The sequence below is a fragment of the Agromyces salentinus genome, from assembly GCF_009749395.1.
Lineage (GTDB): Bacteria > Actinomycetota > Actinomycetes > Actinomycetales > Microbacteriaceae > Agromyces > Agromyces salentinus.
Map to the genome: position 1 here is coordinate 16,670 of NZ_WBIR01000014.1, position 26,186 is coordinate 42,855.

27 protein-coding genes are annotated in these 26,186 nt (G+C 72.2%); 6 read left to right on the top strand and 21 right to left on the bottom strand.

The window, feature by feature from the left end; genetic code table 11:
* Window positions 1-74 precede the first annotated feature (74 nt).
* The 8 genes from GQQ95_RS13135 to GQQ95_RS13170 form a co-directional block, all read right to left on the bottom strand.
* Window positions 75-566, bottom strand: coding sequence for a GNAT family N-acetyltransferase (locus GQQ95_RS13135; protein ID WP_157428121.1), 492 nt, complete (start codon window positions 564-566; stop codon window positions 75-77).
* Between the two features lie 72 nt (window positions 567-638).
* Window positions 639-1,871: an ABC transporter permease gene (locus tag GQQ95_RS13140; protein ID WP_157428122.1), complete on the bottom strand. Its 1,233-nt coding sequence runs from the start codon at window positions 1,869-1,871 to the stop codon at window positions 639-641.
* The gene (locus GQQ95_RS13145; RefSeq protein WP_157428123.1) at window positions 1,868-2,665 is read right to left on the bottom strand and encodes an ABC transporter ATP-binding protein; all 798 of its coding nucleotides are present in this window, start codon (window positions 2,663-2,665) and stop codon (window positions 1,868-1,870) included. Before GQQ95_RS13145 ends, GQQ95_RS13140 begins: the two co-directional genes overlap by 4 nt.
* Window positions 2,662-3,687: an efflux RND transporter periplasmic adaptor subunit gene (locus GQQ95_RS13150; RefSeq protein WP_157428124.1), complete on the bottom strand. Its 1,026-nt coding sequence runs from the start codon at window positions 3,685-3,687 to the stop codon at window positions 2,662-2,664. Before GQQ95_RS13150 ends, GQQ95_RS13145 begins: the two co-directional genes overlap by 4 nt.
* A 159-nt stretch (window positions 3,688-3,846) precedes the next feature.
* Complete coding sequence (locus GQQ95_RS13155) at window positions 3,847-5,523, bottom strand: ribonuclease J (protein WP_157428125.1); 1,677 nt, start codon at window positions 5,521-5,523, stop codon at window positions 3,847-3,849.
* A gap of 104 nt (window positions 5,524-5,627) precedes the next feature.
* On the bottom strand, window positions 5,628-6,602 hold the full coding sequence (dapA, locus tag GQQ95_RS13160; protein ID WP_157428126.1) for a 4-hydroxy-tetrahydrodipicolinate synthase: 975 nt from the start codon (window positions 6,600-6,602) through the stop codon (window positions 5,628-5,630).
* Between the two features lie 133 nt (window positions 6,603-6,735).
* Window positions 6,736-7,305, bottom strand: coding sequence for a dihydrofolate reductase (locus GQQ95_RS13165; protein ID WP_157428127.1), 570 nt, complete (start codon window positions 7,303-7,305; stop codon window positions 6,736-6,738).
* Window positions 7,302-8,111 carry a thymidylate synthase gene (locus tag GQQ95_RS13170; protein ID WP_157428128.1) on the bottom strand — a complete coding sequence of 270 codons (810 nt, stop codon included), beginning with the start codon at window positions 8,109-8,111 and terminating at the stop codon, window positions 7,302-7,304. The genes GQQ95_RS13165 and GQQ95_RS13170 overlap by 4 nt, the downstream gene beginning before the upstream one ends.
* A gap of 114 nt (window positions 8,112-8,225) precedes the next feature.
* Between GQQ95_RS13170 and GQQ95_RS13175 the strand changes: the two genes are divergently transcribed.
* The 4 genes from GQQ95_RS13175 to GQQ95_RS13190 are packed head-to-tail and all read left to right on the top strand — an operon-like array spanning window position 8,226 to window position 10,587.
* Window positions 8,226-8,720 (top strand): TlpA family protein disulfide reductase, encoded by a 495-nt coding sequence (locus GQQ95_RS13175; protein WP_157428129.1) that lies wholly within the window; start codon window positions 8,226-8,228, stop codon window positions 8,718-8,720.
* Window positions 8,707-9,204 carry a DUF4395 domain-containing protein gene (locus tag GQQ95_RS13180; protein WP_157428130.1) on the top strand — a complete coding sequence of 166 codons (498 nt, stop codon included), beginning with the start codon at window positions 8,707-8,709 and terminating at the stop codon, window positions 9,202-9,204. Before GQQ95_RS13175 ends, GQQ95_RS13180 begins: the two co-directional genes overlap by 14 nt.
* Before the next feature lie 53 nt (window positions 9,205-9,257).
* Entirely contained in the window at window positions 9,258-9,683 is a 426-nt protein-coding gene (locus tag GQQ95_RS13185; protein WP_157428131.1) for an OsmC family peroxiredoxin, read from the top strand.
* A 1-nt stretch (window position 9,684) separates the two neighbouring features.
* The gene (locus tag GQQ95_RS13190; protein WP_157428132.1) at window positions 9,685-10,587 is read left to right on the top strand and encodes a TIGR01777 family oxidoreductase; all 903 of its coding nucleotides are present in this window, start codon (window positions 9,685-9,687) and stop codon (window positions 10,585-10,587) included.
* On the opposite strand, the gene GQQ95_RS13195 is transcribed toward GQQ95_RS13190, so the two are convergent.
* Together GQQ95_RS13195 and dapB are read right to left on the bottom strand one after the other, a co-directional pair.
* On the bottom strand, window positions 10,562-10,999 hold the full coding sequence (locus GQQ95_RS13195; protein WP_246205491.1) for a hypothetical protein: 438 nt from the start codon (window positions 10,997-10,999) through the stop codon (window positions 10,562-10,564). The genes GQQ95_RS13190 and GQQ95_RS13195 overlap by 26 nt on opposite strands.
* A gap of 46 nt (window positions 11,000-11,045) precedes the next feature.
* Complete coding sequence (dapB, locus tag GQQ95_RS13200) at window positions 11,046-11,804, bottom strand: 4-hydroxy-tetrahydrodipicolinate reductase (protein WP_157428133.1); 759 nt, start codon at window positions 11,802-11,804, stop codon at window positions 11,046-11,048.
* A 37-nt stretch (window positions 11,805-11,841) separates the two neighbouring features.
* On the opposite strand from dapB, the gene GQQ95_RS13205 reads away from it, so the two are divergent.
* The gene (locus GQQ95_RS13205; protein ID WP_157428134.1) at window positions 11,842-12,387 is read left to right on the top strand and encodes a GNAT family N-acetyltransferase; all 546 of its coding nucleotides are present in this window, start codon (window positions 11,842-11,844) and stop codon (window positions 12,385-12,387) included.
* Window positions 12,388-12,445: 58 nt separating this feature from the next.
* Here the strand turns inward: GQQ95_RS13205 and GQQ95_RS13210 are convergent, their stop codons facing one another.
* The 8 genes from GQQ95_RS13210 to GQQ95_RS13245 all read right to left on the bottom strand — a co-directional run bounded on the left by GQQ95_RS13210 (window position 12,446) and on the right by GQQ95_RS13245 (window position 21,213).
* A complete protein-coding gene (locus tag GQQ95_RS13210) occupies window positions 12,446-13,048 on the bottom strand; it encodes a histidine phosphatase family protein (protein ID WP_157428135.1) in 603 nt (200 codons plus the stop codon).
* Between the two features lie 40 nt (window positions 13,049-13,088).
* On the bottom strand, window positions 13,089-14,471 hold the full coding sequence (locus tag GQQ95_RS13215) for a M16 family metallopeptidase (protein ID WP_157428136.1): 1,383 nt from the start codon (window positions 14,469-14,471) through the stop codon (window positions 13,089-13,091).
* Between the two features lie 58 nt (window positions 14,472-14,529).
* Entirely contained in the window at window positions 14,530-15,636 is a 1,107-nt protein-coding gene (locus tag GQQ95_RS13220; RefSeq protein ID WP_246205494.1) for an aldo/keto reductase, read from the bottom strand.
* A gap of 266 nt (window positions 15,637-15,902) precedes the next feature.
* Window positions 15,903-16,724 carry an HpcH/HpaI aldolase/citrate lyase family protein gene (locus tag GQQ95_RS13225; protein WP_157428137.1) on the bottom strand — a complete coding sequence of 274 codons (822 nt, stop codon included), beginning with the start codon at window positions 16,722-16,724 and terminating at the stop codon, window positions 15,903-15,905.
* Window positions 16,721-17,296 carry a MaoC family dehydratase gene (locus tag GQQ95_RS13230; protein WP_157428138.1) on the bottom strand — a complete coding sequence of 192 codons (576 nt, stop codon included), beginning with the start codon at window positions 17,294-17,296 and terminating at the stop codon, window positions 16,721-16,723. Before GQQ95_RS13230 ends, GQQ95_RS13225 begins: the two co-directional genes overlap by 4 nt.
* 24 nt (window positions 17,297-17,320) lie before the next feature.
* Window positions 17,321-18,487: an acyl-CoA dehydrogenase family protein gene (locus GQQ95_RS13235; protein WP_157428139.1), complete on the bottom strand. Its 1,167-nt coding sequence runs from the start codon at window positions 18,485-18,487 to the stop codon at window positions 17,321-17,323.
* Window positions 18,477-20,516 (bottom strand): acetyl/propionyl/methylcrotonyl-CoA carboxylase subunit alpha, encoded by a 2,040-nt coding sequence (locus GQQ95_RS13240; RefSeq protein ID WP_157428140.1) that lies wholly within the window; start codon window positions 20,514-20,516, stop codon window positions 18,477-18,479. The genes GQQ95_RS13235 and GQQ95_RS13240 overlap by 11 nt, the downstream gene beginning before the upstream one ends.
* A 115-nt stretch (window positions 20,517-20,631) precedes the next feature.
* Entirely contained in the window at window positions 20,632-21,213 is a 582-nt protein-coding gene (locus GQQ95_RS13245) for a TetR/AcrR family transcriptional regulator (protein WP_157428141.1), read from the bottom strand.
* 101 nt (window positions 21,214-21,314) lie between these two features.
* Here GQQ95_RS13245 and GQQ95_RS13250 point away from each other — a divergent pair, with 101 nt between their 5' ends.
* Entirely contained in the window at window positions 21,315-22,040 is a 726-nt protein-coding gene (locus GQQ95_RS13250) for an MBL fold metallo-hydrolase (protein WP_157428142.1), read from the top strand.
* A gap of 58 nt (window positions 22,041-22,098) precedes the next feature.
* Here the strand turns inward: GQQ95_RS13250 and GQQ95_RS13255 are convergent, their stop codons facing one another.
* The 3 genes from GQQ95_RS13255 to GQQ95_RS13265 all read right to left on the bottom strand — a co-directional run bounded on the left by GQQ95_RS13255 (window position 22,099) and on the right by GQQ95_RS13265 (window position 26,126).
* Window positions 22,099-22,770 (bottom strand): GAP family protein, encoded by a 672-nt coding sequence (locus GQQ95_RS13255; protein ID WP_157428143.1) that lies wholly within the window; start codon window positions 22,768-22,770, stop codon window positions 22,099-22,101.
* On the bottom strand, window positions 22,767-24,449 hold the full coding sequence (locus tag GQQ95_RS13260; protein ID WP_157428144.1) for a SulP family inorganic anion transporter: 1,683 nt from the start codon (window positions 24,447-24,449) through the stop codon (window positions 22,767-22,769). Before GQQ95_RS13260 ends, GQQ95_RS13255 begins: the two co-directional genes overlap by 4 nt.
* A gap of 87 nt (window positions 24,450-24,536) precedes the next feature.
* Window positions 24,537-26,126 (bottom strand): carboxyl transferase domain-containing protein, encoded by a 1,590-nt coding sequence (locus GQQ95_RS13265; protein WP_246205505.1) that lies wholly within the window; start codon window positions 26,124-26,126, stop codon window positions 24,537-24,539.
* Window positions 26,127-26,186 lie beyond the last annotated feature (60 nt).

Consider the following 26,186-nt stretch of genomic DNA (forward strand, 5'->3'; position numbering starts at 1 on the left):
CCGTCAGGCCGCCGCGAGTGTCCTCGATCGAGCGTGCCCCGGCGCGGCATCCGACGCCCTCGGCCGGGGCATCGTCATCCGAGGCGGCGCACCATCGTGTCGCGGCCGCCGCGCGTGGCGACGACGGCGAAGCCCTCGCTGCGGTAGAGCCCCTCGGCGAAGTTGCCGTGCTCGACGCTGAGGGCGAGGCGCGAGAACCCGGCCGTGCGCGCGGCATCCGCGAGCTGTCGCATGAGCGCCCGGCCCACACCCTGGGCCCGCCAGGTGGGTCGTACGCCGATGATGAGCTCGGGCACGCCTGCGGCGACGAAGCCGTGCGCCGGCACGTCGGCCGCGAGCAGCCGGTACCACGCTGCGGCGATCGGCCGGCCCTGCGCGTCATCGGCCACGAATCCGCGATCGGCCGGCCGCTGCCAGCCCGCCACGTAGTTGCGGTACACCGGGTCGCTCAGCACGGAGGGCCGCGGGCGGGTCGCATCCGCCCGCCAGTTCGCCGCCTCGACCACCATGTCGGCGAGGAAGGATCCGTCGCCCACGACCGCCGGGCGAATCGTGTAGTCCGCCATGGCCGGATGCTACGCCACGGCGGTTTCGAGCGTGTTTCGCACCCGGATGCCGCGTCGGAGCCGGATGGCGCGTCAGAACCGGATGGCGTCGATGACGCGCACGCGCACGGCCGTGACCGCCGGCAGGAGGCCCGCCAGGGCGCCCACGAGCACCGAGGACGCGATGCCGATGAGCGCAGCGTCGAGCGGGAACGGGGGGAAGTCCTCGACCATGCCCTGGCCGACGAGCTGCTCGAACAGCGGACTCTTCACGGCGACGATCGCGAGGGCCACGCCGATGCCGCCGGCCACCGCCGTGCCGACCACGCTCTCCATGAGGACCGAGAAGAAGACGCGTCCGCTCGTCGCGCCGAAGCTGCGGCGGATGCCGATCTCGCGGATCCGGTACTTCACCGTCACCAGCGAGATGGTCACGAGGCCGAGCGCGCCGAGCAGCAGGATGACCACGGCGACGCCGGCGACGACGAGCTTCAGCACGAGCAGCGGGTCGCCCCCGCCCCATGAGAGATAGTCCTGGCGGTTCACGGATGCCTCGGTCCCCGGCAACGCGGCGGTGAGCTCCGCCGTGAGCCGTATCGCGAGCTCCTCGGCGGCGTCGATCGGGACCCACGCCTCGTAGCCGAAGGCGAGGTACGCCTCGGGAACGAGTCCGAACCGGTCGACCGAGTCCGCGAGCGCGAACGAACGCGGGTAGGTCTCGTAGTCGGAGGTGCGCACCACGCCGACCACCACGGCCGTGACGGGACCGTCGGCGCCGCGCAGTTCGACCGTGGGGTGGGTCGCGAGCGGCGGACTGCCGAGCTTCTCCCAGAAGGGCCGGTTGACCACGAGGGCCGGGGCGAATCGCTGCTCGTCACCGTCGACGAACCACTGGCCCTCCTGCATGGCCGTGCGGTGCATGACGCCGTAGTCGACGTCGACGACGGTGCTGTCCACGTTCGAGAGCCCGTCGACGAACTGCGCGGAGAGGGTGCCGTACGCGACGCGGGACTCGTAGCCGATCTCGTGCCGCTCCGCCGCGCTCCGCCACGCGGCGTTCGCGGCATCCGCGTCGACCGGTTCGCCGGAGGGCGTGAACAGGCTCGCCGAGAGCATCGCGGGCCGCCCGGAGCCGCGCTCGTTGCTCTCGTCGAGGGCCTGCTGGGCGACGGCGGCGGCACCCAGGACGGTCGTCAGCGCGAACACCGCGACGGCGACCCCGATCAGCGAGAGCAGCACCCGGGTGCGGTGGATGCGCAACTCCTCGGCGGACTCCACGAAGGTCGAGACGACGCCCGTGAGGGTGCGACCCAGCCACGCGATCACGCGAGCACCTCGTCGGTCTCGGTGGCCGCGACACGCGCGAGCGGCGCCCGCTCGACGGCGCCGATCGGTGCCGTGGCATCCGCCGGACTCGTGCCGCCCGGCCCGGGCTCGTCGTCGAGCGGGCTGATCACGCCCGCGTCGAGCCGCAGGTGGCGCACGGCGCGCCGCGCGATCGCGGGATCGTGCGTGATGGTGACGAGCGCCGCACCGGTCTCGCGGGCGACCTCCTCCATGAGCGCCATCACGGTCCCGCCGGTCTCGAGGTCCAGCGCTCCCGTGGGCTCGTCGGCGAGGATGAGTCGGGGCCGTCGCACGAGCGCTCGCGCGATCGCGACGCGCTGCTGCTCCCCGCCCGACATGCGGTCGGGCATCGAGGTGATGCGCTCACCGAGGCCCACCCGCCCGAGCATCTCGGTCGCGAGTCGCTCGCGCCGCCAGAAGGCGGTGCCGCGGTCGTAGAGGAGCGGCGTCATCACGTTCTCGATCGCCGTGCGCCCGGGCAGCAGGTTGAACTGCTGGAACACGAAGCCGATCGACGCGCCGCGGAGCCTCGCCAGCCGCGCGTCCGACAGTCGGCGCACCTCGGCGCCGTCGAACCGGATGGTGCCCTGCGTCGGTCGATCGAGGAGGCCGAGCAGGTTGAGCAGCGTGGACTTTCCGGACCCCGACCGTCCGACGACCGACACCCGATCGCCGTCGGCGATCTCGAGATCGACCGACGAGAGGATGGTCAACGGCGGCGCATCGGGCCGTTCGACCGTGCGGCCGACGCCCTCGAGGCTGATGATGCTCACTCGCCGAGGCCCATGACCACGCCCTCGCAGGCCATGGGATCGACCATGCAGTCGGGCTCGGCCGCCGCGCCGGGCACGAACTGCAGGACCTGGTCGCCCTCGGCGAGCCCGTCGAGGATCTGCACGTTCTCGCCGTCGGTCAGTCCGAGCGTCACCGGATGCTCGGCACCCTCGCCGTCCTCGCCGACGAGCCAGACCACGCCGGTCTCGGCCCCGCCCTCGACGGCCGTCGTCGGCACCACGAGCACGTCGTCGGCGCTCCCGGCCGAGATGGTCAGTTCTGCGGCGAGGCCGGCGAAGACCTTCACGTCGCCGGGGACCGTGCAGTGCGCCGTGGTGGATCCGCCGGTCGGCGCCGCCCCCTCGCCCGCCGTGTCGGCCGCGGCATCCGCGACCGAGATCGTGAGGCCCGTGCAGGCGAACGGTGCCGGGCCGCCGGAGATCGCCACCTGCGCCTCGGCCGGCACCTGCGTCAGTCGGTACTGCTGCTCTGGGCTGAGCGTCGCCTGGACGCGGAACGAGGGCGGCGCCACCCGACCGGAGTCCTGTCCGACGGCCACCGCCTGCTCGGGCAGCACCTCGAAGCCCGTCAGCACGCCGGCGACGGGCGCGAGCACCTGCTCGAAGTGGTGGCCGGGCGGGGCGGGCGCGACGAGGGGTGCCCCGTCCGGCCCGGCCGTCGTCGTCTCGACCGGTTCGTCGACGACCTTGATGTCGAAGAGCACGTCACCGGCGTTCACCGGCTGCCCGTCCTTCACGAAGACCTCGTCGACGGTGCCGTTCGCGGTCGCCTTGACGGCCACCGCGGGGTCGGCGGCGACCGTGCCGGAGAGCACGACGTCGTTGCGCACCGAGGCGCGCGCCACCGGCACCTGCGGCTCGGTGATCGTGCCGGTGGGCTGCAGGGCCGCCTCGGCCTGCGGAGCATCGGGGAAGAACGCCAGCTTGACGAGCGCGACCGCGATCGCGGCCACGAGCACCATACGGACGATCGGGAAGATCCACTTGCGCCAGACGCCCATGGGCGCGCCTCCATCGGGTAGGGGTCGATCGGGGTCGCCCAACGCTATCGGCCGGGATGCCTCCGGCGGAATACGCCGCGGGGATGATTCAGGGGCGGGTCGGGGAGAACCCCGACCCGCCCCTGACTCGCCCTCGCCGTGCCGGCGGGGCGTCTGCTGCTACGCCTCGATGACGAGCGGCACGAGCATCGGACGACGACGCAGGCGACGGTTGACCCAGGTGCCGACCGTGCGGCGCACGATCTGCTGGAGCGCCTGCGAATCGCGCACGCCGCTCTTGGCGGCCTCGAGCAGCGCCGCCGAGATCTTCGGCTTGACCTCCTCGAACACGGCATCGTCCTCGGCGAACCCGCGCGCGTGGATCTCGGGACCTGAGATGATGCGACCCGTCGCGGCATCCACGACGATGATGACGGAGATGAAGCCCTCCTCACCGAGGATGCGGCGGTCCTTCAGGTCGGCGTCGGTGATCTCGCCGACCGTCGAGCCGTCGACGTAGACGAAGCCGAGGTCGAGCTGGCCCGCGACCTTCATGTCGCCGTCGAGCAGGTCGTAGACCGTGCCGTTTTCGCCGATGAAGGTGTTGCGCTCGGGGATGCCCGTGTCGCGCGCGAGCTTCGCGTTCGCGAACAGGTGGCGGTACTCGCCGTGGATCGGCAGGACGTTCTTCGGCTTCAGGATGTTGTAGCAGTAGAGCAGCTCCCCCGCGGCCGCGTGGCCGGAGACGTGCACCTTCGCGTTGCCCTTGTGCACGACGTTGGCGCCGAGCTTGGTGAGGCCGTCGATCACGCGGTACACGGCGTTCTCGTTGCCCGGGATCAGGCTTGAGGCGAGGATCACGGTGTCGCCCTCGCCCACCTCGATCTGGTGGTCGCGGTTGGCCATGCGGCTGAGCACGGCCATGGGCTCGCCCTGCGAGCCCGTGGACATGTAGACGATCTTGTCGTCGGGGATGTCGCCGGCCTTCTTGTAGTCGACGAGCACGCCGGCCGGCACGTTGAGGTATCCGAGCTCGGCGGCGATGGTCATGTTGCGGACCATGCTGCGGCCGAGGAGCGCGACCCTGCGACCGTTCTGGTGGGCCGCGTCGAGCACCTGCTGCACCCGGTGCACGTGGCTCGAGAAGCTCGCCACGATGACCCGGCGCGGGGCGCGGGCGATGACCTCGTCGAGCACGGGTCCGATCGCGCGCTCGAGCGGCGTGAAGCCGGGGACATCCGCGTTGGTGGAATCGACCATGAAGAGGTCGACGCCCTCCTCGCCGAGCCGGGCGAACTCGCGCAGGTCGGTGAGCCGGCCGTCCAGCGGCAGCTGGTCCATCTTGAAGTCACCCGTGGCGAGGACCGTGCCGGCGTCGGTGTGGATCGCGACGGCGAGTGCGTCGGGGATCGAGTGGTTGACCGCGATGAACTCGAGGTCGAACGGGCCGATCTCCTCGTCCTGGCCCTCCTTGACCGTGAGGCTGTAGGGCTTGATGCGGTGCTCCTTGAGCTTCGCCTCGACGAGTGCGAGCGTCAACTGCGAGCCGATCAGGGGGATGTCCGCGCGCAGCCGCAGGAGGTAGGGCACGCCGCCGATGTGGTCCTCGTGGCCGTGGGTGAGCACGACGCCGACGATGTCGTCGATGCGGTCGCGCAGGAACCCGAAGTCGGGCAGGATCAGGTCGACGCCGGGCTGGTGCTCCTCGGGGAAGAGCACGCCGCAGTCGACGATGAGGATCTTGCCGTCGATCTCGTAGCTCGTCATGTTGCGGCCGACCTCGCCGAGGCCTCCGATCGGGATGATGCGAAGCGTCCCGGGGGTCAGCGGGGCAGGTTCGATGATGGAATCGGGCATGGGCCCTCCTTCGTTCGGTGTTCAGTTCGGTGCGACCCTCGGGGCCGCGGATGTCTCGGGCGGGGTCGCGACGGGCATGGGCTCGTCGCGGCATCCGCATGTGGTCAGCGGGTGGTGCCGGCGACCTTCGGCAGCGCGCCACCGGCGGCGGCGTTGCGGTCGGGCCGGAAGTTGCGGAAGTCGACGCCCTCGACGCCGCGCACGTGGTCGATCTCGTCCTCGATGAGCGCCGCCTCCCACTCCTCGGGGCCGACGAGCGGCAGCCGCACGCGAGGGCTGCCGATGCGGCCGAGGCCGTGCAGGATGTACTTCGCCGCGACGGTGCCCGGCACATGCGTCATGACGGCGCGCACCAGCGGCTCGAGCTGCTGGTGCGCGGCCGTGGCCGCCGCCAGGTCGCCCCGGTTCACGGCGTCGACGATCGTGCGGTACGGCGCGGGCGCGATGTTCGCCGTGACGCCGATGAGGCCGGTGGCCCCGATCGACAGGTGCGGCAGGATGTTCGCGTCGTCGCCCGAGAAGTACATGAGGTCGGTCTGGTTCAGCACGCGGCTGACCTCGGAGAAGCTGCCCTTGGCGTCCTTCACCGCGAGGATGTTCGGGTGCTTCGCGAGCCGCAGGATCGTCTCGTACGTGATGGGGACGCCCGTGCGGCCGGGGATGTCGTAGAGGATGACGGGCAGGTCGGTCGCGTCGGCGACCATGCGGAAGTGCGTCAGGATGCCGGCCTGCGTGGGCTTGTTGTAGTACGGCGTGACGATCATGATGCCGTCGGCACCGGCCTGCTCGGAGTGCTTGTAGAGCTCGATCGCGTGCGCGGTCTCGTTCGAGCCGCCGCCCGTGATGATCTTCGCTCGCCCGGCTGCGACGTCCTTGCCGACCTCGACGAGGCGGATCTTCTCGGGGTCCGTGAGCGTCGAGGTCTCGCCGGTCGTGCCGGTGACGACGATGCCGTCGGCTCCGGCCGCGATCACGTCGTCGATGTGCTTCTCGACCCCGGGCCAGTCGACTTCGCCGTCGGCCGTGAACGGCGTGACGAGCGCGACGAGTACCTGTCCGAAGGGGTTTTCCTGAGTCACGCCCTCCAGCGTATCGGGTCGGCCCCGCGACGCGGGCCGCGCCCCGTCCACCGCCGGGCCGCGGCGCGCCTCGCGCACCACGGCGGCGCACCGGGTCGCGGGACACGCGGTCATGCGGTCACGCGTCAGTCGGTCACGGCCGGTCGTAGCGGCGGAAGCGGTACGCGACGCCGGTACGGGAGAGGCGTGTCGCGCCGCCATCGGTCTCGACGAGACGCCAGCTCAGGTCGATCGAGGGGGCATGGGCGTCGCCCGGGATGTCGAGATCGAGCTCGGTGACCTCGAGTCGATCCGCCCGATCGATGACCCGCGCGAACACCTCGCCGCCGCCGATCACCCAGACCCAGTCGGGGTCGGATGCCGCGGCGAGCGCGAGCCCGGCGTCGATGGATCCTGCGCGCGTGGCCCCCTCGGCAGCCCAGTCCTCATCGCGGGTGACGACGATGTTCGCGCGGCCGGGCAGCGGGCGAAACCGCTCGGGCAGCGAGTCCCAGGTCTTGCGTCCCATCACGACGGGGCTGCCGAGCGTGATCTCCTTGAAGTGGGCGAGGTCCTCGGGCACGTGCCACGGCATCACGCCGCCGGCCCCGATCACGCCGCGCGCCGCTTCGGCCCAGATGAGGCCCAGCTTCGGCCCGATCGCCGGCGTCCCGTCCGAGGTCCCGGAGTCGCCGTGGACGCCCGTGGCATCCGCTTCGCTCATACCGCGACGGCCGCGCGGATCGCGGGGTGGTGCTGGTAGCCGTCGACCACGAAGTCGTCGTACTCATAGTCGAAGACCGTGTCTCGGGTGCGCGCGAGGCGCAGCGTCGGCGGCGCGAAGGGCTCGCGCTCGAGCTGCGTGCGGACCTGCTCGACGTGGTTGTCGTAGATGTGGCAGTCGCCGCCGGTCCAGACGAAGTCGCCGACCTCGAGCCCGGTCTGCGCCGCGATCATGTGCGTCAGGAGCGCGTAGGAGGCGATGTTGAACGGCACGCCGAGGAAGAGGTCCGCGGAGCGCTGGTAGAGCTGGCAGGACAGCTTCCCGTCGGCGACGTAGAACTGGAAGAGCGCGTGGCACGGGGCGAGCGCCATGTCGGGGATGTCGGCCGGGTTCCACGCCGAGACGATGAGGCGGCGCGAGTCGGGGTTCGTGCGGATCTGCTCGATCACGTCGGAGATCTGGTCGATCACCTCGCCGGAGGGCGTCGGCCACGAGCGCCACTGCACCCCGTAGACCGGGCCGAGCTCGCCATCGGCGTCGGCCCACTCGTCCCAGATGGTGACGCCGTGCTCGCGCAGCCAGCCGACGTTCGAGGAGCCCTGCAGGAACCACAGCAGCTCGTACGCGATCGACTTGAAGTGCACGCGTTTCGTGGTGACGAGCGGGAAGCCCTCGGCGAGGTCGAACCGCAGCTGGCGGCCGAACACGCTGGTCGTGCCGGTGCCCGTGCGGTCGGTCTTGCGCGTGCCGTGCTCGAGCACGTCGCGGAGGAGGTCTTCGTACGGGGTTGCGATCGTCTCGGACATCGTCTCGATGCTACCCGCGATGGGAGGGCGGTCGGGCGGATGCCGCGGCGCGGCGTCGCGTCATCCCTCGTCACAGTCGACCGCGCGGTGCCGCGCCGAAATAGCCTCGGTCGCATGGACTGGCCGGCCGCGCTCATCGCCGGGCTCGCCCTGCCCGCGGTCGCCACGGCGATCGGCCTCGTCTGGCGCTCGCGCACCGGCAGGCTGCGCGTCGCCACGAGGACGGATGCCGCATCCGCCGCACCGGGCGACGTGGGCGCCGTTCGCTCCGGACGCACGGCAGCGGCGCTCGCCCTCGATCTCCGCGAGACGGAGCTCGGCGAGGCAGCGACGCTCGTGCAGTTCTCGACCGAGTTCTGCAGCCGCTGCCCCGCGACGGCGAGGGGGTTGCGGGCGATCGCCGACGACTTCGCCGGCGTGCGGCACGTCGAGGTCGACCTGACCCGCCGCGCCGACCTCGCCGATCGCTTCGCCGTGCGCGAGACGCCGACGACCCTCATCCTCGCCGCCGACGGCACCCTCTCGGCCCGCATCGGCGGCGTCCCCCGCACCGGTGCCGTCCGCAGCCACCTCGAGACCCTCACCGGGAGTTCCCATGTCGCATCCTGATCACCCCGCATCCGCCGACCCCGAGCGCGCCACGGCTGACCCGGCCGGCATCGACCCGCGCGCGCCGCGATTCGCGGCCGCCATCACGGCGGTGCTCCTGCTCGCCGTCGTCGTGCTCTGGGTGGCCGGTGCCGCAACGGCAGCCCTGGTCCTGCTCGCGGCGATCAGCGCCCTCTTCCTCTGGGGCGCGATCGCCGGCGTCCGGCGGCATCCGTTCGGGGCCCTCTTCCGCGCGATCGTGCGCCCGCGCCTCGCACCGCCCGTCGAGCTCGAAGACCCGCGCCCGCCGACGTTCGCCCAACTCGTCGGCTTCATCGTGACGGTGGTCGGCGTGCTGCTCGCGATCGCCGGCGTCCCGGCAGCCGTGCCGATCGCCGCGAGCATCGCGTTCGTCGCTGCGTTCCTGAACGCGGTGTTCGACTTCTGCCTCGGATGCCGCATCTACGTGCTCCTCGTCCGCGCACGGGTCCTGCAGCGGGCCTGACAACCGCGGCCGGGCGCGGCTAGGCTGAGAGCCCGGCTCGACGAGGAGGACCCATGGCCGTCACGAGTGAATCGACCACCGTCTGGACCGGCACCCTCGCGGGCGGTTCGGGCACGACCAAGCTGGATTCCTCCGGCGTCGCGGAGTTCCCCGTGAACTGGAAGGCCCGCTCCGAGGGCGAGGCCGGCACCACGAATCCCGAGGAGCTGCTGGGCGCCGCGCACTCGGCGTGCTACTCCATGGCACTCGCCCACGCGCTCACCGGTGCCGGCCACGCTCCAGAGTCCATCCAGACGACGGCGGCGATCACGTTCGAGGCCGGCCGCGGCGTGCTCGGCAGCCACCTGCTCGTGAGTGCGCGCGTGCCGGGCCTCACCGAAGAGGCGTTCGAGGCGTTCGCCGAGGACGCGAAGGCGAACTGCCCGATCTCCCAGGCGCTGGCGGGCATCCCCATCACGATCGAAGCCGAACTCGCCTGACGTGCGGGTGCTCATCGCCGGGGCGTCCGGCTTCATCGGCACGGCCCTCGTCGATCGGCTGACCCGGGACGGCCACGACGTGCTCCGGCTCGTCCGCCGGCGGGCGCAGTCCGCCGACGAGGTGACCTGGTCGCCGGCGGCGGGCATCATCGACTTCACGATCATGGACCGCATCGACGCGGTCGTGAACCTCTCGGGCGCCTCGCTCGCGCGCCTGCCGTGGACGAAGGCCTACCGAACGGAGATCATCGAGTCGCGCGTGAGCGCGACCCGCACGCTCGCCGACGCGATGCGCAAGGCACGCACTCCCCCGGCCGTGTTCCTGAGCGGTTCGGCGGTCGGCTACTACGGCGACCGTCCGGGCGAGCTGCTCGCCGAGCCCTCGCCCGCGGGAACGGGATTCCTCGCCGACGTCGTCCAGAAATGGGAGAGCGCCGCGGGGCTCGCTCCCTCCGAGACCCGCACGGTCACGTTCCGCACCGGGCTGGTCATCGGCGAGGGCGGCGCCATGCGGCGGGTCGCGACGTTGACCAGGTTCGGCGTCTCGGCCCGGCTCGGCACCGGGGGCCAGCACTGGCCCTGGATCGCGCTCGACGACGAGGTCGGCGCGATCGCCCACCTCCTCGGCTCGCGGCTCGCCGGTCCGGTGAACCTCGTCGGGCCGATTCCGGCGACGGCGGACCGGGTCATGGGCGCGATGGCGGAGCGGATGCACCGTCCGTATGCCCTGGCGGTGCCCGAGCGCGTGCTCGGCCTCGCCCTCGGGCAGGCGGCCGACGAGTTGCTGCTCGCGAGCCAGAAGGTGAGTTCGCAGCACCTCGTCGACGACGGGTACGCGTTCGCCCACGAGAGCGTCGAGTCGGCCCTCGACGCGATGCTCAGCCGGCCCGCTCCAGTTCGATAGCCCGCCGCACCGCGGTGCGGGCCCGTCGGCGGTCGCCCGCGGCGTCGTAGGCCATGCCGAGGCGCAGCCAGGCTCGCCACGAGTCGGGGTCCGCCTCGGCGTCCGCGCGGAAGCGTGCGAACTCCGCATCGGCGGAGGCACGGTCGGCGCGACCGCTCTCGCGCATCTCGATGCCGAGGTCGGTACCCCCCTCGGCCTCGAGCCGCTTGACGAGGGCTTGCGACCGCATGCCGAATGCGAGCTCCCGCCAGATCGCCCAGACGGCGATGATCGGCAGGACCAGGAGGGCGATGCCGATGCCGATGGCCACGGGCTCCCCCGTGCCGAGGAATTGCACGGCACGCCAGCCGACGAGCGCGACGTAGACGGCGAGCAGCACCGCCATGGCGAGGGCTCCGACCTTGGCGGTCACCGGCGCCCCGTTCGGGCGGTGGTCGCGTCGGCCGTGGGGTGAGCGGTCACGCGTCGGCCCCGGCAACGGGCAGGTCGAGCCCGATGAGCGTGCCGAGCCCGACCGTGACGCCGACCGCCTGGGGCGCGTGCCGGAGGGCCAGCAGGATGCCGGCCTCGTAGGAGCTCGGCGAGAGGGTGGAGTGCGCGATGGTCAGGGTCTCGCCGTCGCCGCCGAGCACGACCCGCTGCTCGGCGAGGAGGCCGGACATGCGCAGGCTGTGCACGGGGATTCCGGAGACGAGCTGGCCCCTGGCCCGCTGGTCGGCATGCGGGGCGGCGACCGGTCCCTTGGCCGCGCGCGCCTCGCCCACGAGTTCGGCCGTGCGCACCGCCGTGCCGGACGGGGAGTCCACCTTGCCGGCGTGGTGCGCCTCGACGATCTCGATGGAGTCGAACCAGGGCGCGGCGAGCGCGGCGAACGCGGTGCCGAGCACGCTGCCGACCGAGAAGTTCGGGATGAAGAGGACCGCGCCGGCCTCGTCGTGATCGCGGACGAACCGGCGGATGTCGGCGATGCGGTCGGCCGACCAGCCCGAGGTCCCGACGACGATCGGGATGCCGGCCCCCGTGGCGAACTCGACGATGCCCACGCTCGCGGCGGGGTGCGAGACGTCGAGGACGACGTCGGCGCCGAGCATCTCGTCGAGCTCGGACGTCGAGGAGAGCCCCGCGTGCAACTCGAGGTCGTCGGCCGCCTCGATGAGCGCGGTCGCCAGAGTGCCCATCTTGCCCGTGGCCCCGGCCACGGCCACCCGTATCGTCACGGAATCACCCTAGCAAGCCCGCATTAGGCTGGACGCCATGCGGTTCAGGACAGCACAGGTCACCGGCTCGGAGGCCCATGGCATGCTCACGTCGTACTTCGCCGAGCGTGCGGCGGGGTTTCCCCCGACGCAGGGCGAGTACCGGCCGACCTTCCCGGAGGATGCCGCCTTCACGCCGCCCGTGGGCGTCTTCCTGATCGTCGACGCGGCGGTCGAGCCCAGCGGCACGGGCGGCACCGACGAGCCGAACGAACCGGCCGACACGCAGGAGGCCGAGGTCGCGGCGATCGGCTGCGGCGGCATCCGGCGCATCGCCCCCGACCCCGCGACGGGCCGCACGCGGTACGAGGTCAAGCACCTGTGGCTCACGGATGCCGCGCGCGGGCGCGGCGCCGGGCGGGCGCTGCTCGTCGAGCTGGAGCGGCGCGCTCGGGAGTTCGGCGCCGAGGAGCTCGTCCTGGACACCAACGCGAGCCTCACCGCCGCGGGCGGGCTCTACCGATCGAGCGGCTTCGTCGAGATCGAGCCCTACAACGACAACCCGAACGCGACCACCTGGTTCGCCAAGCGACTCTCGGGTTGAGCGCCACGCGACGCCACGTGCCGGGATGCATGCGGCACGCGGCATCCGCCGATCGTGGTCAGACCGCGTAGGGCTCGGGGAGCCCGGTGCGCAGCTCGAACGGCAGGTGCGCGAGGTCGTTGTGCACGACGAGGTTCCAGGGGCGACCGGATTTCTGCGTGAGGACCGTGAGCCCGCAGTTCGCCTGGTTGATCGAGAGCCAGCGCCAGTCCGGCGCGCCGAGGACCTCCCGCACGAACCAGCCGATCACGAAGTTGTGCGTGATGAGCAGGTCGTGGCGGTCGTCGCGGTGCGAGCGCAGGAACTCGGCCGCGGCATCCTCCATCTGCGCGGTGCCGGCCTCGATCTCGGCCTCGGTCACGGAACCGAAGAAGGCGTCGTAGGCCTTCGGGGTCGCCGGGGCCGGGCCTGACGGGACGCAGTCGAAGAGCAGCGCCGACGGCTCGGGCGAGAGCGAGGGCATCTTCGCGGCGATGATCTCCGCGGTCTCCGTCGCGCGCTGCAACGGCGAATGCCAGGCGTTGTCGAAGGGGATGCCGCCGAGGCGCTCGCCCAGCAGCTGGGCCTGCCTGCGACCGCGCGGCGAGAGCGGGCCGTCGCCCATGCCGTGCTCGGCGTCGAGCTGTTCGCCGTGGCGAACGAGGTAGAGATGGTGTGGCACGGTGCGCTTCCTCGGCAGTCGGTCGGACGGTGACGCGCGATCAGGCGACGTCGGAGCGGGGCGGGCCGTTCACGAGGCCCTCGAAGTCGGACTCCTCGCTCGCGCCGACGGCGACCAGCGAGAAGGGGCGGGCGGCGAGGTCGGCCGCGAGCGCGCGGACGTCTTCGGCCGTGACGCGGGCGATGCGGCGCAGGGCCTCGTCGAGGTCGACGAACTCGCCGAGCGTGAGCTCGGCTCGCCCGAGGCGCGACATCCGCGTGTCGGAGTCCTCAAGGGCGAGGGCGGATGCCCCGGCGAGCTGCCCGGTGGCGCGTCGCAGCTCCTCGGCGGTGACGCCGTCGCGGGCGACGCGGTCGAGCTCGGAGCGCATGAGCTCGGCGACCGTCGGGGCCTTCGCGGGCGCGCAGCCGGCGTACATGCCGAAGAGGCCGGCGTCGGAGTACGACGGCGAGAACGAGTACACGGCGTACGCGAGGCCGCGGCGTTCGCGGACCTCCTGGAAGAGGCGTGAGGACATGCCGGAGCCGAAGACGGTGTTCAGCACGCTCATGGTCGAGCGACGGTCGTCGGTCGCGACGAGGCCGGGAACGCCGAGCAGCAGGTTCACCTGCTCGATCGGCCGCTGCACGACGGTGAGCTCGCGGGACGGCGCGAGAGCGACCGGGGTCTTCGCGCGCCGCTCGACGGGAGCGGCCTCGACGGCCAGGTTCCATCCGCCGGCGGTGAGCGCCCGCTCGAGGCCGGCGACCAGCTCGTCGTGGTCGACGGCGCCGGCGGCGGTGACCACGAGGTCGTTCGGCCGGTAGTTCGCGAGGTAGTGCTCGTGTACTGCCTCGCGGGTCGCCCGGTTGATCGTGTCCGCGCTGCCGCCGATCGGTCGCCCGAGCGGATGCTCGCCGAGGATCGCCTCGAAGAACCGCTCGTTCGCGACGTCGCCCGGGTCGTCGCCGGCCATCGAGAGCTCCTCGAGGATCACGCCTCGCTCGTTGTCGAACTCGACCGGGTCGAGGAGCGACGAGGTGAACATGTCGGAGAGCACCTCGACGGCCATCGGCAGGTCGCGGTCCTGCACCTTGGCGTAGTAGCAGGTGTACTCCTTGGCCGTCAGCGCGTTGTGCTCCCCGCCGACCGCGTCGAAGGAGATCGCGATGTCGAGCGCCGTGCGCGTCGGCGTGCCCTTGAAGAGCAGGTGCTCGAGGAAATGGGTGGACCCGAAGGTGGCCGGATGTCCCGCCTCGGCGGCGCTCTCGTCGCGGGAGCCGACGGCGACCCAGAAGCCGACCGTCGCACTGCGACTGCCCGGCACCTGCTCGGTGAGCACGCGCACGCCCGACGGGAGGATGCTGCGTCGCACCCGCGCCTCGCCGGCGGCGGTGAAAGTGAGTTCGGCAGTGCCGAGCGGAAGTTCGACGGCACCGTTCATCGCGACCCAGCCTATGCCACTGGTCCTCGCGATGGGGGTGCGCGCTCCCGCGCGGCGCTCAGTGCGAGGCGCGGTCGAGTTCGACGAGCTCGGACCGGTGCAGGTCGAGGGATGCCGCCGCGATGAGCGCGTCCAGCTGGTCGGGCGTCGAGGCGCTCGCGACCGGGGCGAGCACGGAGGGCTTGGCGAGGAGCCAGGCGAGGGCGACCGTCGCGGGTGCGACCGAGTGCGCGCGGGCGATGTCGTCGAGCGCCGCGAGCACCTTCGCGCCGCGGCGCCCGAGGTGCGCGCCGGCGCGTTCGCCCCTCGCGTCATGGCGGACATCGGCACGACGGCGGATGCCGCCGCCGAGGAAGCCGTTCGCCAGCGGGAAGTACGGCAGCACGGCGAGACCCTGCGCGTGCGCGACGAGTTCGGGGGCCCCCTCGAATCCGCTGCGCTCCATGAGGTTGTACCTGGTCGTGAGCGCCTGGAAGCGCGGGAGTCCGTTCGCGGCCAGCACGCGGGCCTCGATGAGTCGTTCGGGCGAGAAGTCGCTCGCCCCGACCGTGCGGACCTTGCCGGCGTCCACGAGGGCGCCGACGGCGCCGAGCGACTCCTCGAGGGGCACTGCGGCGTCCTCGCCGTGGAAGAACAGCACGTCGATGCGATCGGTCGCGAGGCGCTGCAGGCTGTCGTCGACGGCCGCGCGGATCGCCTCGGGCGAGAGTCCGGGGTTCGCGGCCGACCGGCCGACCTTGGTCATGAGGTGCATCCGGTCGCGGGTCCGCCGCGAGGCCATCCACGAGCCGATGATCGACTCGCTGCGGCCCGAGGCGTAGCTGTCGGCGGTGTCGACGAGGTCACCGCCCGTGCCCGCGAATCGATCGAGCACGGCGAAGGCGTCGTCGTTGCCGAGGGTCCAGCCGAAGGTGCTCGTGCCGAGCGCGAGCGGGTGCACGATCATGTCGGTGTCGCCGAGCCTCGACCGCAGCGGGACGAGGATGGGACCGGAGAACGTGTTCGACGGGATCGACTCGGCGAGATGTGCCGGCGTGCGGCGCTCGACGTGCGTCGGATCCGACGCATCCGTGCTCGGGTATGCGCCGCGTTCGGCCTCGCGCTCGGCGAGCGCCACCCCCGTCGCGCGCGTGTCGCGAGCTCCTGCCATGTGCCGTCGTGCCACGTCGTCCTCCTCCCCAGGATGCCATCGAGAATACGGTGCCCGTCGGCGGCGACTGATGCCGCCACGGGAATTCCGGATGAACTGTTACCGAATCGTGTCGGCATGTCCCCCGAATTGAGGTCGATGTCGCTGGTCAGAGGTGATTCGGAGCCGAGCACCGAACGGATGGGACCCGCGCGGACGAGGCGTTATCCGTCGTCGCGCAGCCCGGCGGTCGCCGGGCGCGGTGCGGATGCGCAGCCGGCGGTGCGAGTGGTGCGGCGCCGTCAGCGCGGCGTGCCCGCGCGCCGCACGATCGCCTCGGCCTGACGGAGCAGTGGGGCATCGACCATGCGGCCCCGGAACGCGAAGACGCCGGGCGCCCGGCCGGCCTCGGCGAGCACCGCCCTGGCCCACTCGACCTGCTCCTCGCCGGGCAGGTACGCGGCGCGCACGGCGTCGACCTGCGACGGATGGATGCAGGCCGTGGCCGCGAAGCCGAGCGCTGCGGCATCGCGGGCCTCCTCGGACTGGCCCTCGAGGTCGCCGATGTCCAGGTGCACGGTGTCGATCGCCGCGATGCCGTTGGCCGCCGCGGCCAGTTGCACGCGGGCGCGGGCGTGCACGGCGACACCGCGGTACGTGCCGTCGGCGTGGCGGCTGGTCGAGCCGCCCAGCGACGCGACGAGGTCCTCGGCGCCCCACATGAGCGCCGTCACGTTGGGGATCGCGGCGACCTGCTCGGCCGCGAGCACGCCGCGTGCCGTCTCGCAGAGGGCGATGACCTCGAAGTCGATGAGCTCGACCAGGTCGGCCGTGCCCTCGCACTTGGCGAGCATGACGGTTCGGTACGGGGTGTCGCCGAGCAGGGCGAGATCGGCTGCGAACTCCGGCGAGGAGGCCGGATTCACGCGGACGATCACGCGCTCGGGGTCGAGGTCGGATGCGGCGACCGCGCGCCGGGCGGCGGCCCTGGCCTCGGGCGCGACGGCGTCCTCGAGGTCGAGGATGACGGCGTCGGCGCGTCCCAGCGCCTTCTCGTAGCGGTCGGGGCGATCGGCCGGGCAGAAGAGCAGTGCCGGGCCGAAGCGGAACGACGGATGCGTCATCCGCTCGTCCCCTGCCCGGCCGTCGTCCCGGCGTGCCGCGACCCGGCGGCCCGTCGCTCGCCCGCCTCCCTCGTCTGCACGAGCATGGTCCGCGACGCCGTGGCCACGACCAGGCCGTCCTGGTTGCGCGCGGTGTGCGCGAGCACCACGACCCCCTCGCCCGGCCGCGACGACGAGAGCCGCCTCGACACGACGACGCTCTCGCCGTAGAGCGTGTCGCCCACGAACACCGGGTTCGGGAAGGCGACCTCGCCGAAGCCGAGGTTCGCGACCAGCGTGCCCTGGGTGAGCTGGCCCACCGACTGCCCGACGAGGGTGGACAGGGTGAAGAGCGAGTTCACGAGGATGCGCCCGAAGGGCTGGGTCGCCGCGAACGCCGCATCGAGGTGCAGCGGCTGCGGGTTCATGGTGAGCGTCGTGAACAGCACGTTGTCGGCCTCGGTCACCGTTCGCCCCGGGCGGTGCAGGTAGCGCACCCCCTCCTCGAACTCCTCGTACCAGAGGCCGCGCTGCACGACCTCGCGGATGGGCGCCGACCCGCTCGAGTCCGGCGCCGTCGCGGCATCCGTCATCTGCTCCTCCTCGCGGGCGCCCGCTCAGGCGGCCAGCCCGAGCTCCCTCGTGATGATCATGAGCTGCACCTCGGTCGTGCCCTCGCCGATCTCGAGGATCTTCGAGTCGCGGTAGTGGCGTGCGACGGCGTTCTCGTTCATGAAGCCGTAGCCGCCGAAGATCTGCGTCGCGTCGCGCGCGTTGTCCATGGCCGCCTCCCCCGAGACCATCTTCGCGATGGATGCCTCGAGTGTGAAGGGCTTGCCCGCATCGAGCTTGCGGGCCGCGTCGTGCCACGCGAGTCGGGCCTGGTGCACGCGCGCCTGCATCTTGGCGATCTTGAAGGCGATGTGCTGGTTGGAGCCGATGTTCGTGCCGAAGACCTTGCGCTCCTTCGCGTAGCGGAGGGCCTCCTCGAGGCAGCCCTGCGCCGCACCGGTCGCGAGCGCCGCGAACGCGACCCGGCCCTCGTTGAGGGTGCGCAGGAAGTTCGCGTAGCCGCGTCCCCGCTCGCCGAGCAGGTTCGACTCTGGCACCCGCACGTCGCGGAGCGTCAGCGGATGCGTGTCGGAGGTGTGCCAGCCGACCTTGTCGTACGCCGGCTCGACGGTGAACCCGGGGGTGTCGTTCGGCACGATGATCGTCGAGAGCTCGGGCTTGACCTGGCCGTCGGCGCCGGTGCGCTGCCCCGTCACGGCGGTGATCGTGACGAAGCGCGTGATCGGGGTGCCCGAGTTCGTTATGAACTGCTTCGACCCGTTGATGACCCACTGGCCGTCGACGAGCTCGGCCGTCGTCGCCGTGGCCCCCGCGTCGCTGCCCGCGCCCGCCTCCGTGAGGCCGAACCCGGCGAGCGCCCGCCCGGCGACGAGGTCGGGCAGGTACTCGGCCTGCTGCTCGGGGGTCCCGTGCCGGTAGATGGGCATGACGCCGAGGCCGACGCCGGCCTCGAGCGTCACGCCGATCGACTGGTCGACCCGACCCAGCGCCTCGACCGCGAGGCAGAGCTCGAAGTAGCTGCGGCCCTGGCCGCCGACCTCCTTCGGGAAGGGCAGCCCGAAGAGTCCCATGTCGCCCATCTGCGCGATGATCTCCATCGGCAGGCGGCGCTCGGTGTCGTAGGCGTAGGCGGCGGGCGCGACCACCCGGTCGGCGAAGTCGGCGACGTCGTCGTACAGGCGCTGCTCGTCGGCGCTCAGGTCATACTGCATTCGTGTGCTCCTGTTCGTGTTCCTCTTGGGATGCGAGGGATGCGGATGCCGCGTCGGTGGTGTCGACGGCGGGTTCGATGCGTGCGACAGGCTGGTCTCGTGAGACCAGGTCGCCGACGGATGCCGCGAGCCGCACGATGCCCGCGGTCGTGGCCGTGATGCGGTGCTCCATCTTCATGGCCTCGATCGCGATCACGGGGGCGCCCTCGTCGACGTGGTCACCGTCGGCGACGAAGACGGCGGTGACGGTTCCGGGCATCGGGGCGCGCAGCTCGGGGTTGGCGGCAACTCCGCCGCGGACGGCGGCCGCACGCCGGGCGGAAGCCAGCTCTCGGCGGTCGTGCTGCACGAACGCCGTGGTGGAACCCTCGGCGTGCACCCAGATCGTTCCGTCGGCGGCGATGCGAACCGTGGCGCCGTCGGTGGTGGGCGTCGGAAGCGTGCCGGCGGTCACGGCGGTCACGGCGGTCACGGCGTCGGGCGCGTCGCGCGGGGCGAGCAGGACCGACGGCGTGCGGTGGGCTCCGATGCGCCAGCCCGCGGCATCCGCCCAGGCCCGCGGCCCGGCCGACGGATCCGCGGTCGTCGCGACGCCGTCGCCGAGCACCGCGGATGCCGCAGCCGCGAGCTGCCCGGGCGAGGCGGGCACAGCCTCCGGAGCGGGCAGGCGGTCGATGAGGGTCGTGTCGAGCGAACCCGCCTGCACCGCCGGCTCGGCGATCAGCCGCCGCACGAAGGCGATGTTCGTGTCGACGCCGAGCACGACCGTGCCGGCCAGCGCGGCGTCGAGCCGCTCGAGGGCCTCGGTGCGGTCGGCGCCGAGCGCGATGACCTTCGCGAGCATGGGGTCGTAGTCGGCGGTGACGTGCTGGCCGCCGCGGATGCCGGCGTCGACCCGCACGCCGTCGCCCGTCGGCGCCCCCCACGCGAGCACCTCGCCCGTCGATGGAAGGAAGCCGCGCTCGGGAGCCTCGGCGTAGACGCGCGCCTCGACGGCGTGGCCGACCAGGCGCACGTCCTCCTGCTGCAGCGGCAGCGGCTCCCCCGCGGCGATGCGCAGCTGCTGCTCGACGAGGTCGACGCCCGTCACGAGCTCGGTGACCGGGTGCTCCACCTGCAGGCGCGTGTTCATCTCGATGAAGAAGAACTCCTCGGGGGCGGCATCGGACACGAGGAACTCGACCGTTCCCGCACCGAGGTAGGCGACGCTGCGCGCCGCGTCGCAGGCCGCCCGCCCGATCCGCTCGCGCGTCGCCTCGTCGAGGAGCGGCGACGGGGCCTCCTCGACAACCTTCTGGTGGCGACGTTGGAGCGAGCACTCGCGCTCGCCGAGGTGGATGACCGATCCGTGGGCGTCGGCGAGCACCTGGACCTCGATGTGCCTGGGCCGCTCGATGAGGCGCTCCAGGAGCAGCGTGTCGTCGCCGAAGGACGTGCGGGCGATGCGGCGCGCGGCCGGGATCGCGTCGGCGAGCTCGCCGGCATCGCGCACGACCTGCATGCCCTTGCCGCCGCCGCCGGCCGACGGCTTCACGAGCAGCGGGAAGCCGACCTGCAGCCCGGCCGCGAGCAGGCCGTCGTCGTCGAGGGCCGGGTCGGCGACGCCCGGGACGACGGGTACGCCGGATGCCGCGACGTGGCGCTTGGCGCGGATCTTGTCGCCCATGACGGCGAGTGCCTCGTCACCGGGGCCGATGAAGACGATGCCCGCGCGACGACAGGCCTCGGCGAACCCGGCATGCTCGGAGAGGAACCCGTAGCCGGGGTGCACGGCCTGGGCGCCCGTGTCGCGCGCCGCGGCGATGATCCGGTCGGGATCGAGGTAGCTCTGGGCGGCCGGTGCGGGGCCGATGCGCACGGCCTCGTCGGCCAGGCGCACGTGCGGTGCGTCGGCGTCGGCGTCGGAGAAGACGGCGATCGAGCGGATGCCGAGGCGACGGAGCGTGCGGATGACCCGGACGGCGATCTCGCCGCGGTTGGCGACGAGCACGCGCTCGAACGGTCGGCTGCCGGCGTCGATCGTGGCCATCTCTCGCGTCATCCGCCTCTCTGCGGGTCGGCGCGGACCAGAGTCGGTTAACGCGCACTAACTGGATCCGATGTTAGTGAGGATTAACTGAAATCGCAAGCAGGCGGACCCCCCGTCAGGACCGCGCAGCCGCCCCAGCGCCGCCGACCGCCGCGGCCATGGCCTCGACGCCGTACTCGAAGGCGCGCTCGACGTCGCCGCCGAGGCGGAACGCGCCCGAGAGCTCCATGCCCACGAAGCCGTTGGCCCACGCCGTGAAGGTGCGCGCGGCGTCGAGTGCGCGCTCCTCGCCGGCGAGGTCGGCGGCCGCCCGGAGCACCGGCGCGCTCGCCTGGGCGAGCAGGTCGGGGTCCAGCCGCTGTTCGGCGCCGGGCGAGAACACGAGGCCGTACGCGACGGGTCGCCGGTGGGCGAAGTCGCGGACGGCTCGCGCAAGGGCGCCGAGGCGGGCCCCCGGATCCGCGCCTGCTGCGGCCGATGCACGCTCGGCCGCCTCGGCGAGGTCGCGGAGGGTCGCCTCGGCCACGAGGGCGATGAGGGACTCGCGGCCGGCCACGCGCTTGTAGAGCGAGGGCGCCCGCACGCCGACGCGGGCGGCCACGGCCTGCATGGTGAGCCCGTCGAGGCCGTGCTGCTCGAGCAGCGACCGGCCGGCCTCGACGATCTCGGCGAGTGATGTGCGATCAGGCGTCGGCATCCGGTACCTCCAGATCAATGGCTATTGACGTTAGCCATCATAGCTATGTATCGTAGCCATCGCCACCACGCCACGATCCCCCACACGGAAGGCCCGCTCGCATGCAGCTCGCACACTCGCTCCACCGGATCGGCAACGACATCGTCGCGGTCCACCTCGTCGACTCGCCCGACGGCGTGACGATCATCGACGCCGGCTTCGCCGGCCAGTGGACGGAGCTGCTGGCCGAGCTCGACGCCATGGGTCGCTCGCTCGACGACGTGCGCGGCGTCGTGCTCACCCACGGCGACAGCGACCACATCGGCTTCGCCGAGCGCCTGCGCCGCGACCACGGCGTTCCCGTCTTCGTGCACGAGGCCGACGCCGCCCGCGCCAAGGGCGAGGAGTCGACCAAGCCCGAGTGGGGACGCATGCGCCTCGGCGCCACGACGAGGTTCCTCTGGTACGCCCTGCGCAAGGACGGACTGCGCACCACGCCGCTCGCCGAGGTCGTCGCCGTCCGCGACGGCGACGTGCTCGACCTGCCGGGTGCGCCCGAGATCATCTCGCTCCCCGGCCACTCCCCCGGCAGCATCGCCATCCACGTCCCGTCGGTCGACGCGGTCTTCGTGGGCGACGGCCTCACCACCCGACACGTACTCACGGGAACCGAGGGTCCGCAGCCGGCGCCCTTCACCGACGACCCGGCCGAGGCCATCGCCTCCCTCCAGCGCATCTCCGGGCTCGGTGCCACGTGGGTGATCCCGGGTCACGGTGCGCCGTGGCGCGGCGGCGTGGAGCAGGCGATCGCGGCGGTCGAGCGCGCGGCGGCGGCATCCGGGTCCTGATCGCCAGGGCACGAGCGGATGCCGCGCACCGGGCTGTGCCCGAGCGCCGCGGAACGGCTCAGAAGCTGCCGATGCCCTTGCCGATCATCGAGACGCCGATCACGAGCAGCAGGACCGCCATGATGATCGCGTTCTCCTGCCCGAGCCAGACCCGCAGCGCATCGAGGGGTCCGCGCAGCCGCTCGGACGCGATGAGGTAGGCGATGACCGGGATGGCCACGGTGGATGCCGCGATCAGGACGTAGATCGCGATGACGAGCACGAGCTCTCCCGTGTCGAGCTGTGCGTCGCCGATCTCGGCGCCGGCCCCGGCCGCCATGATGAGGTTCTTCGGGTTCAGCGCCGACAGCAGGAAGGCCAGGCCGAAGGCACCGAAGAAGCTGAGCTTGTCGATGGCCTGCATCCACTTCGGCAGCGCGGGCTCGACGCCCTCCCGCGGGCGCTTGCGCCACTGGCCGACGGCGAGGAAGAGCAACGCGGCGCCCAGCAGCAACTGGATGGCGCCCTTGATCGGCTTGGACGCGTCGGGATCGGACTCGGGCAGCACCGAGGCGAGCGCGGTGAACACGCCGACGGCCACGATGATGCCGATGAGCCAGCCGAGCAGGAAGCCGACGCTCGTCACGCGCGCCTTCGGCGAGAGGAGCATGAGGATCGCCGCGATGATCGGGATGGGGCTGATCGCCACACCCAGGGCGAGCGGGAGGATGCCGCCGATGGCGCCGTTCATGGTGTGCTCTTCTCTCTGGTGGCGCCGGATCCCGGCGCCGTCGTGGTCAGGGCGGCGATCGCCGCGCGGTTGGTCTCGAAGACCCGCTCGTCGCCGAGGAGGCCGAGCTGCACGAGTCGGAGGCGGGCGGGCTCGCGCATGCGGCTGAAGGACAGCGCCACGCCGGTGCGGGCGAGCCACGCCTTCAGCGCCTCGAATTCCTCGGCCCCGGTGACGTCGATGTCGGTCACGGCCTCCATGTCGACGACCACGTCGTGCACGGGCTCACCCTCCGCCGAGGTCACCGCGCGCTTCACCGCGGAGGTGAAGACGCTGCCGTTCGCGAAGAACAGGGGCGCGGCGAGGCGGATGACGACGACGCCCGGCGCCGTGGTGGTGCCGGCCGGCGCGTCGTCGAGCAGCGACTCGCCGGGGTCGCCGGAGTCGAGGAGGACGTCGATGGCCGGGTTGGCGGCGCGCTTCGCGAGATTGATGAGTGCCAGCGTGAACGCGACCACGATGCCGGGGATCGCCCCCACGAACAGGGTCACCAGGAAGCAGACCGCGCCGACGACGAACTCGAATCGGTCCTTGCGCCAGAGGTCGGCGAACTCGCGGATTCCGAGGAGGGGGATGATCGCGACGCCGACGACCGCGCCGATCGCGGGAGACGGGATGTCGGCGAGGAGAGCCGTGCCGAACAGCAGCAGGAGCAGCGTGCCGACGGCGAGCACCATCGAGGGCAGCTGGGTGCGCGACCCGGCCTGGTCCATCGCCGCCGTGCGCGAGGTGGAGGACCCCACCGCGAAGCTGCCCTGCGCACCTGCGGCGATGTTCGCGACGCCGAAGGCCATGAGGTCGCGGTTGGCGCGGAACGGATAGCGGCGTCGCTCGGAGTACGAGCGGGAGACGAGCAGGCCCTCGGCGGTGGTGACGAGCGTGAGCGCGATGGCGGAGGGGACGAGGGCGAGCCAGGTCGTCCACTCGAGCACCGGCCAGGTGATCGTCGGCGGACCGGCGGGCACCTCCCCGAGCACGGCCACGCCGGCGTCGTCGAGGTCGACGACGACCACGAGCACCGTCGTGAGCACGAGCACCACGAGCGCCCAGGGCACCGCGCGGAGGTACCTCCGGCCCAGCAGGAGCACCGCGACCGAGCCAGCGGAGATGGCCAACGACCAGGCGTTGGTCGTGCCGAGCCCGCTCACGAGCCCGACCACCTTGTCGACGAACTCGCCGCCGGAGTCGATCTTCACGCCGAGCATCTTGGCGACCTGGCTGACCATGATGTCCAGGGCCAGGCCGCCGACGAAGCCGATCAAGATGGGCTTGGAGAGGAAGTTCGCGAGGAACCCGAGCTTGAAGACCGAGAGCAGCGCGAACATGACGCCGCAGATGATCGCCTGCGCGAGCGCCATGGTGGCGTAGTCCTCGCTGCCCGCCGCCGCGAGCCCGCCGATCGAGGAGGCGACCAGGGCGGCCGCCGCGGCGTCCGGGGAGGCCACCACCTGCCGCGACGCGACGACCAGCGCGTAGGCCACGGTCGGCACGATGAGCGCGTAGAGACCGGCCGTCGCGGGAAGCCCGGCGATCTGGGCGTAGCCGATGTTGAGCGGGATCGCGATCGCGATCAGGGTGACCCCCGCCAACAGCTCGGTGCCGAGGTTCCGCCTCGTCAACCCGGCCAGTGGTCGCTGCATGCCGCCCCCATCCGCGATCCGCGTACGGGAACACTCTGGCATGCCGGAGACGCCCGATGGCGCATCCGCCGCGCGGTCAGGCCGCGGTCACATGCGGAAGAGTCCGAACCGCGGCTCGGGCAGCGGCGTCCGGCTTGCCAGTTCGAGCGCCATGGCGAGCACCGTGCGGGTGTCGGCGGGGTCGATGATGCCGTCGTCCCAGAGCCTTGCGGTCGAGTGGTACGGGCTGCCCTGCTGCTCGTACTGCTCGCGGATCGGGGCCGCGAAGGCCTCGGCCGCTGCATCCGACCACGGTTCGCCCTTGATCGCCAGCTGGTCGCCCTTCACCGTCGAGAGCACGGATGCCGCCTGCTCGCCGCCCATGACGGAGATGCGGGCGTTCGGCCACATCCAGAGGAAGCGCGGCGAGTACGCGCGCCCGCACATCGAGTAGTTGCCGGCTCCGAACGAACCGCCGATCACGACGGTCAGCTTCGGGACCCGGGTGGTGGCGACGGCGGTGACCATCTTCGCCCCGTGCTTCGCGATGCCGCCGGCCTCCGCGTCGCGGCCGACCATGAACCCGGAGATGTTCTGCAGGAACACGAGCGGGATGCCCCGCTGGTCGCAGAGCTCGATGAAGTGGGCGCCCTTCATGGCCGACTCGCTGAAGAGCACGCCGTTGTTCGCCACGACGCCGACCGGGTGCCCGTCGAGGTGCGCGAAGCCGGTGACCAGGGTGTCACCGTAGTCGGGCTTGAACTCGCTGAACTCGCTCGCATCGACGAGACGGGCGATGACCTCGCGCACGTCGTACGGCTGGGCGACGCCCACCGGCACCGCGGCCGTGAGCGTCGCAGGGTCCACCGCCGGCGGCCTGGGCTCGCGCACGGCCCAGGCGCGCGGCGCCTCGGGCGGGAGGGTGGCGACCATGTCGCGCACGAGCTCGAGGGCGTGCTCGTCGTCGTCGGCGAGGTGGTCCGTGACCCCCGACACCCTCGAGTGCAGCTCCCCGCCGCCGAGCTCCTCGGGCGTGACGACCTCGCCGATCGCGGCCTTCACGAGGGGCGGGCCGCCGAGGAAGATCGTTCCCTGCTCGCGCACGATCACGGACTCGTCGCTCATCGCCGGCACGTAGGCGCCACCGGCGGTGCACGACCCGAGCACGGCCGCGAGCTGCGGGATGCGCAGCGAGGAGAGCTGGGCCTGGTTGTAGAAGATGCGGCCGAAGTGCTCGCGATCGGGGAACACGTCATCCTGCATGGGCAGGTAGGCGCCGCCGGAGTCGACGAGGTACACGCACGGGAGGCGGTGCTCTCGGGCGACCTCCTGGGCGCGGAGGTGCTTCTTGACCGTCATCGGGTAGTAGGTACCGCCCTTGACGGTCGGGTCGTTGCAGACGACCACGACCGGCCGGCCGTGCACGAGGCCGACCCCCGTGATGATGCCGGCCCCGGGGGTCTGGTCGTCGTACAGGCCGTCGGCCGCGAGCGGCGAGAGCTCGAGGAACGGGCTGCCCTCGTCGAGCAGCCGGTCGACGCGATCGCGGGGCAGGAGCTTGCCGCGCGCCACGTGCCGGTCGCGCGAGGCCTCCGGGCCGCCGAGCGCGGCGGCGGCGAGGCGGTCGCGCAACTCATCGACGAGTGCGGCGTGCCCGTCGGCGTTGCGCCGCGCGGCGTCGTCGCGCTGGTCGACCATGGTCGTGAGTGTCGGCATCGGCCCTCCGCGTGCTCGTGGCGAGCCTCTTGTGCCGCGCCG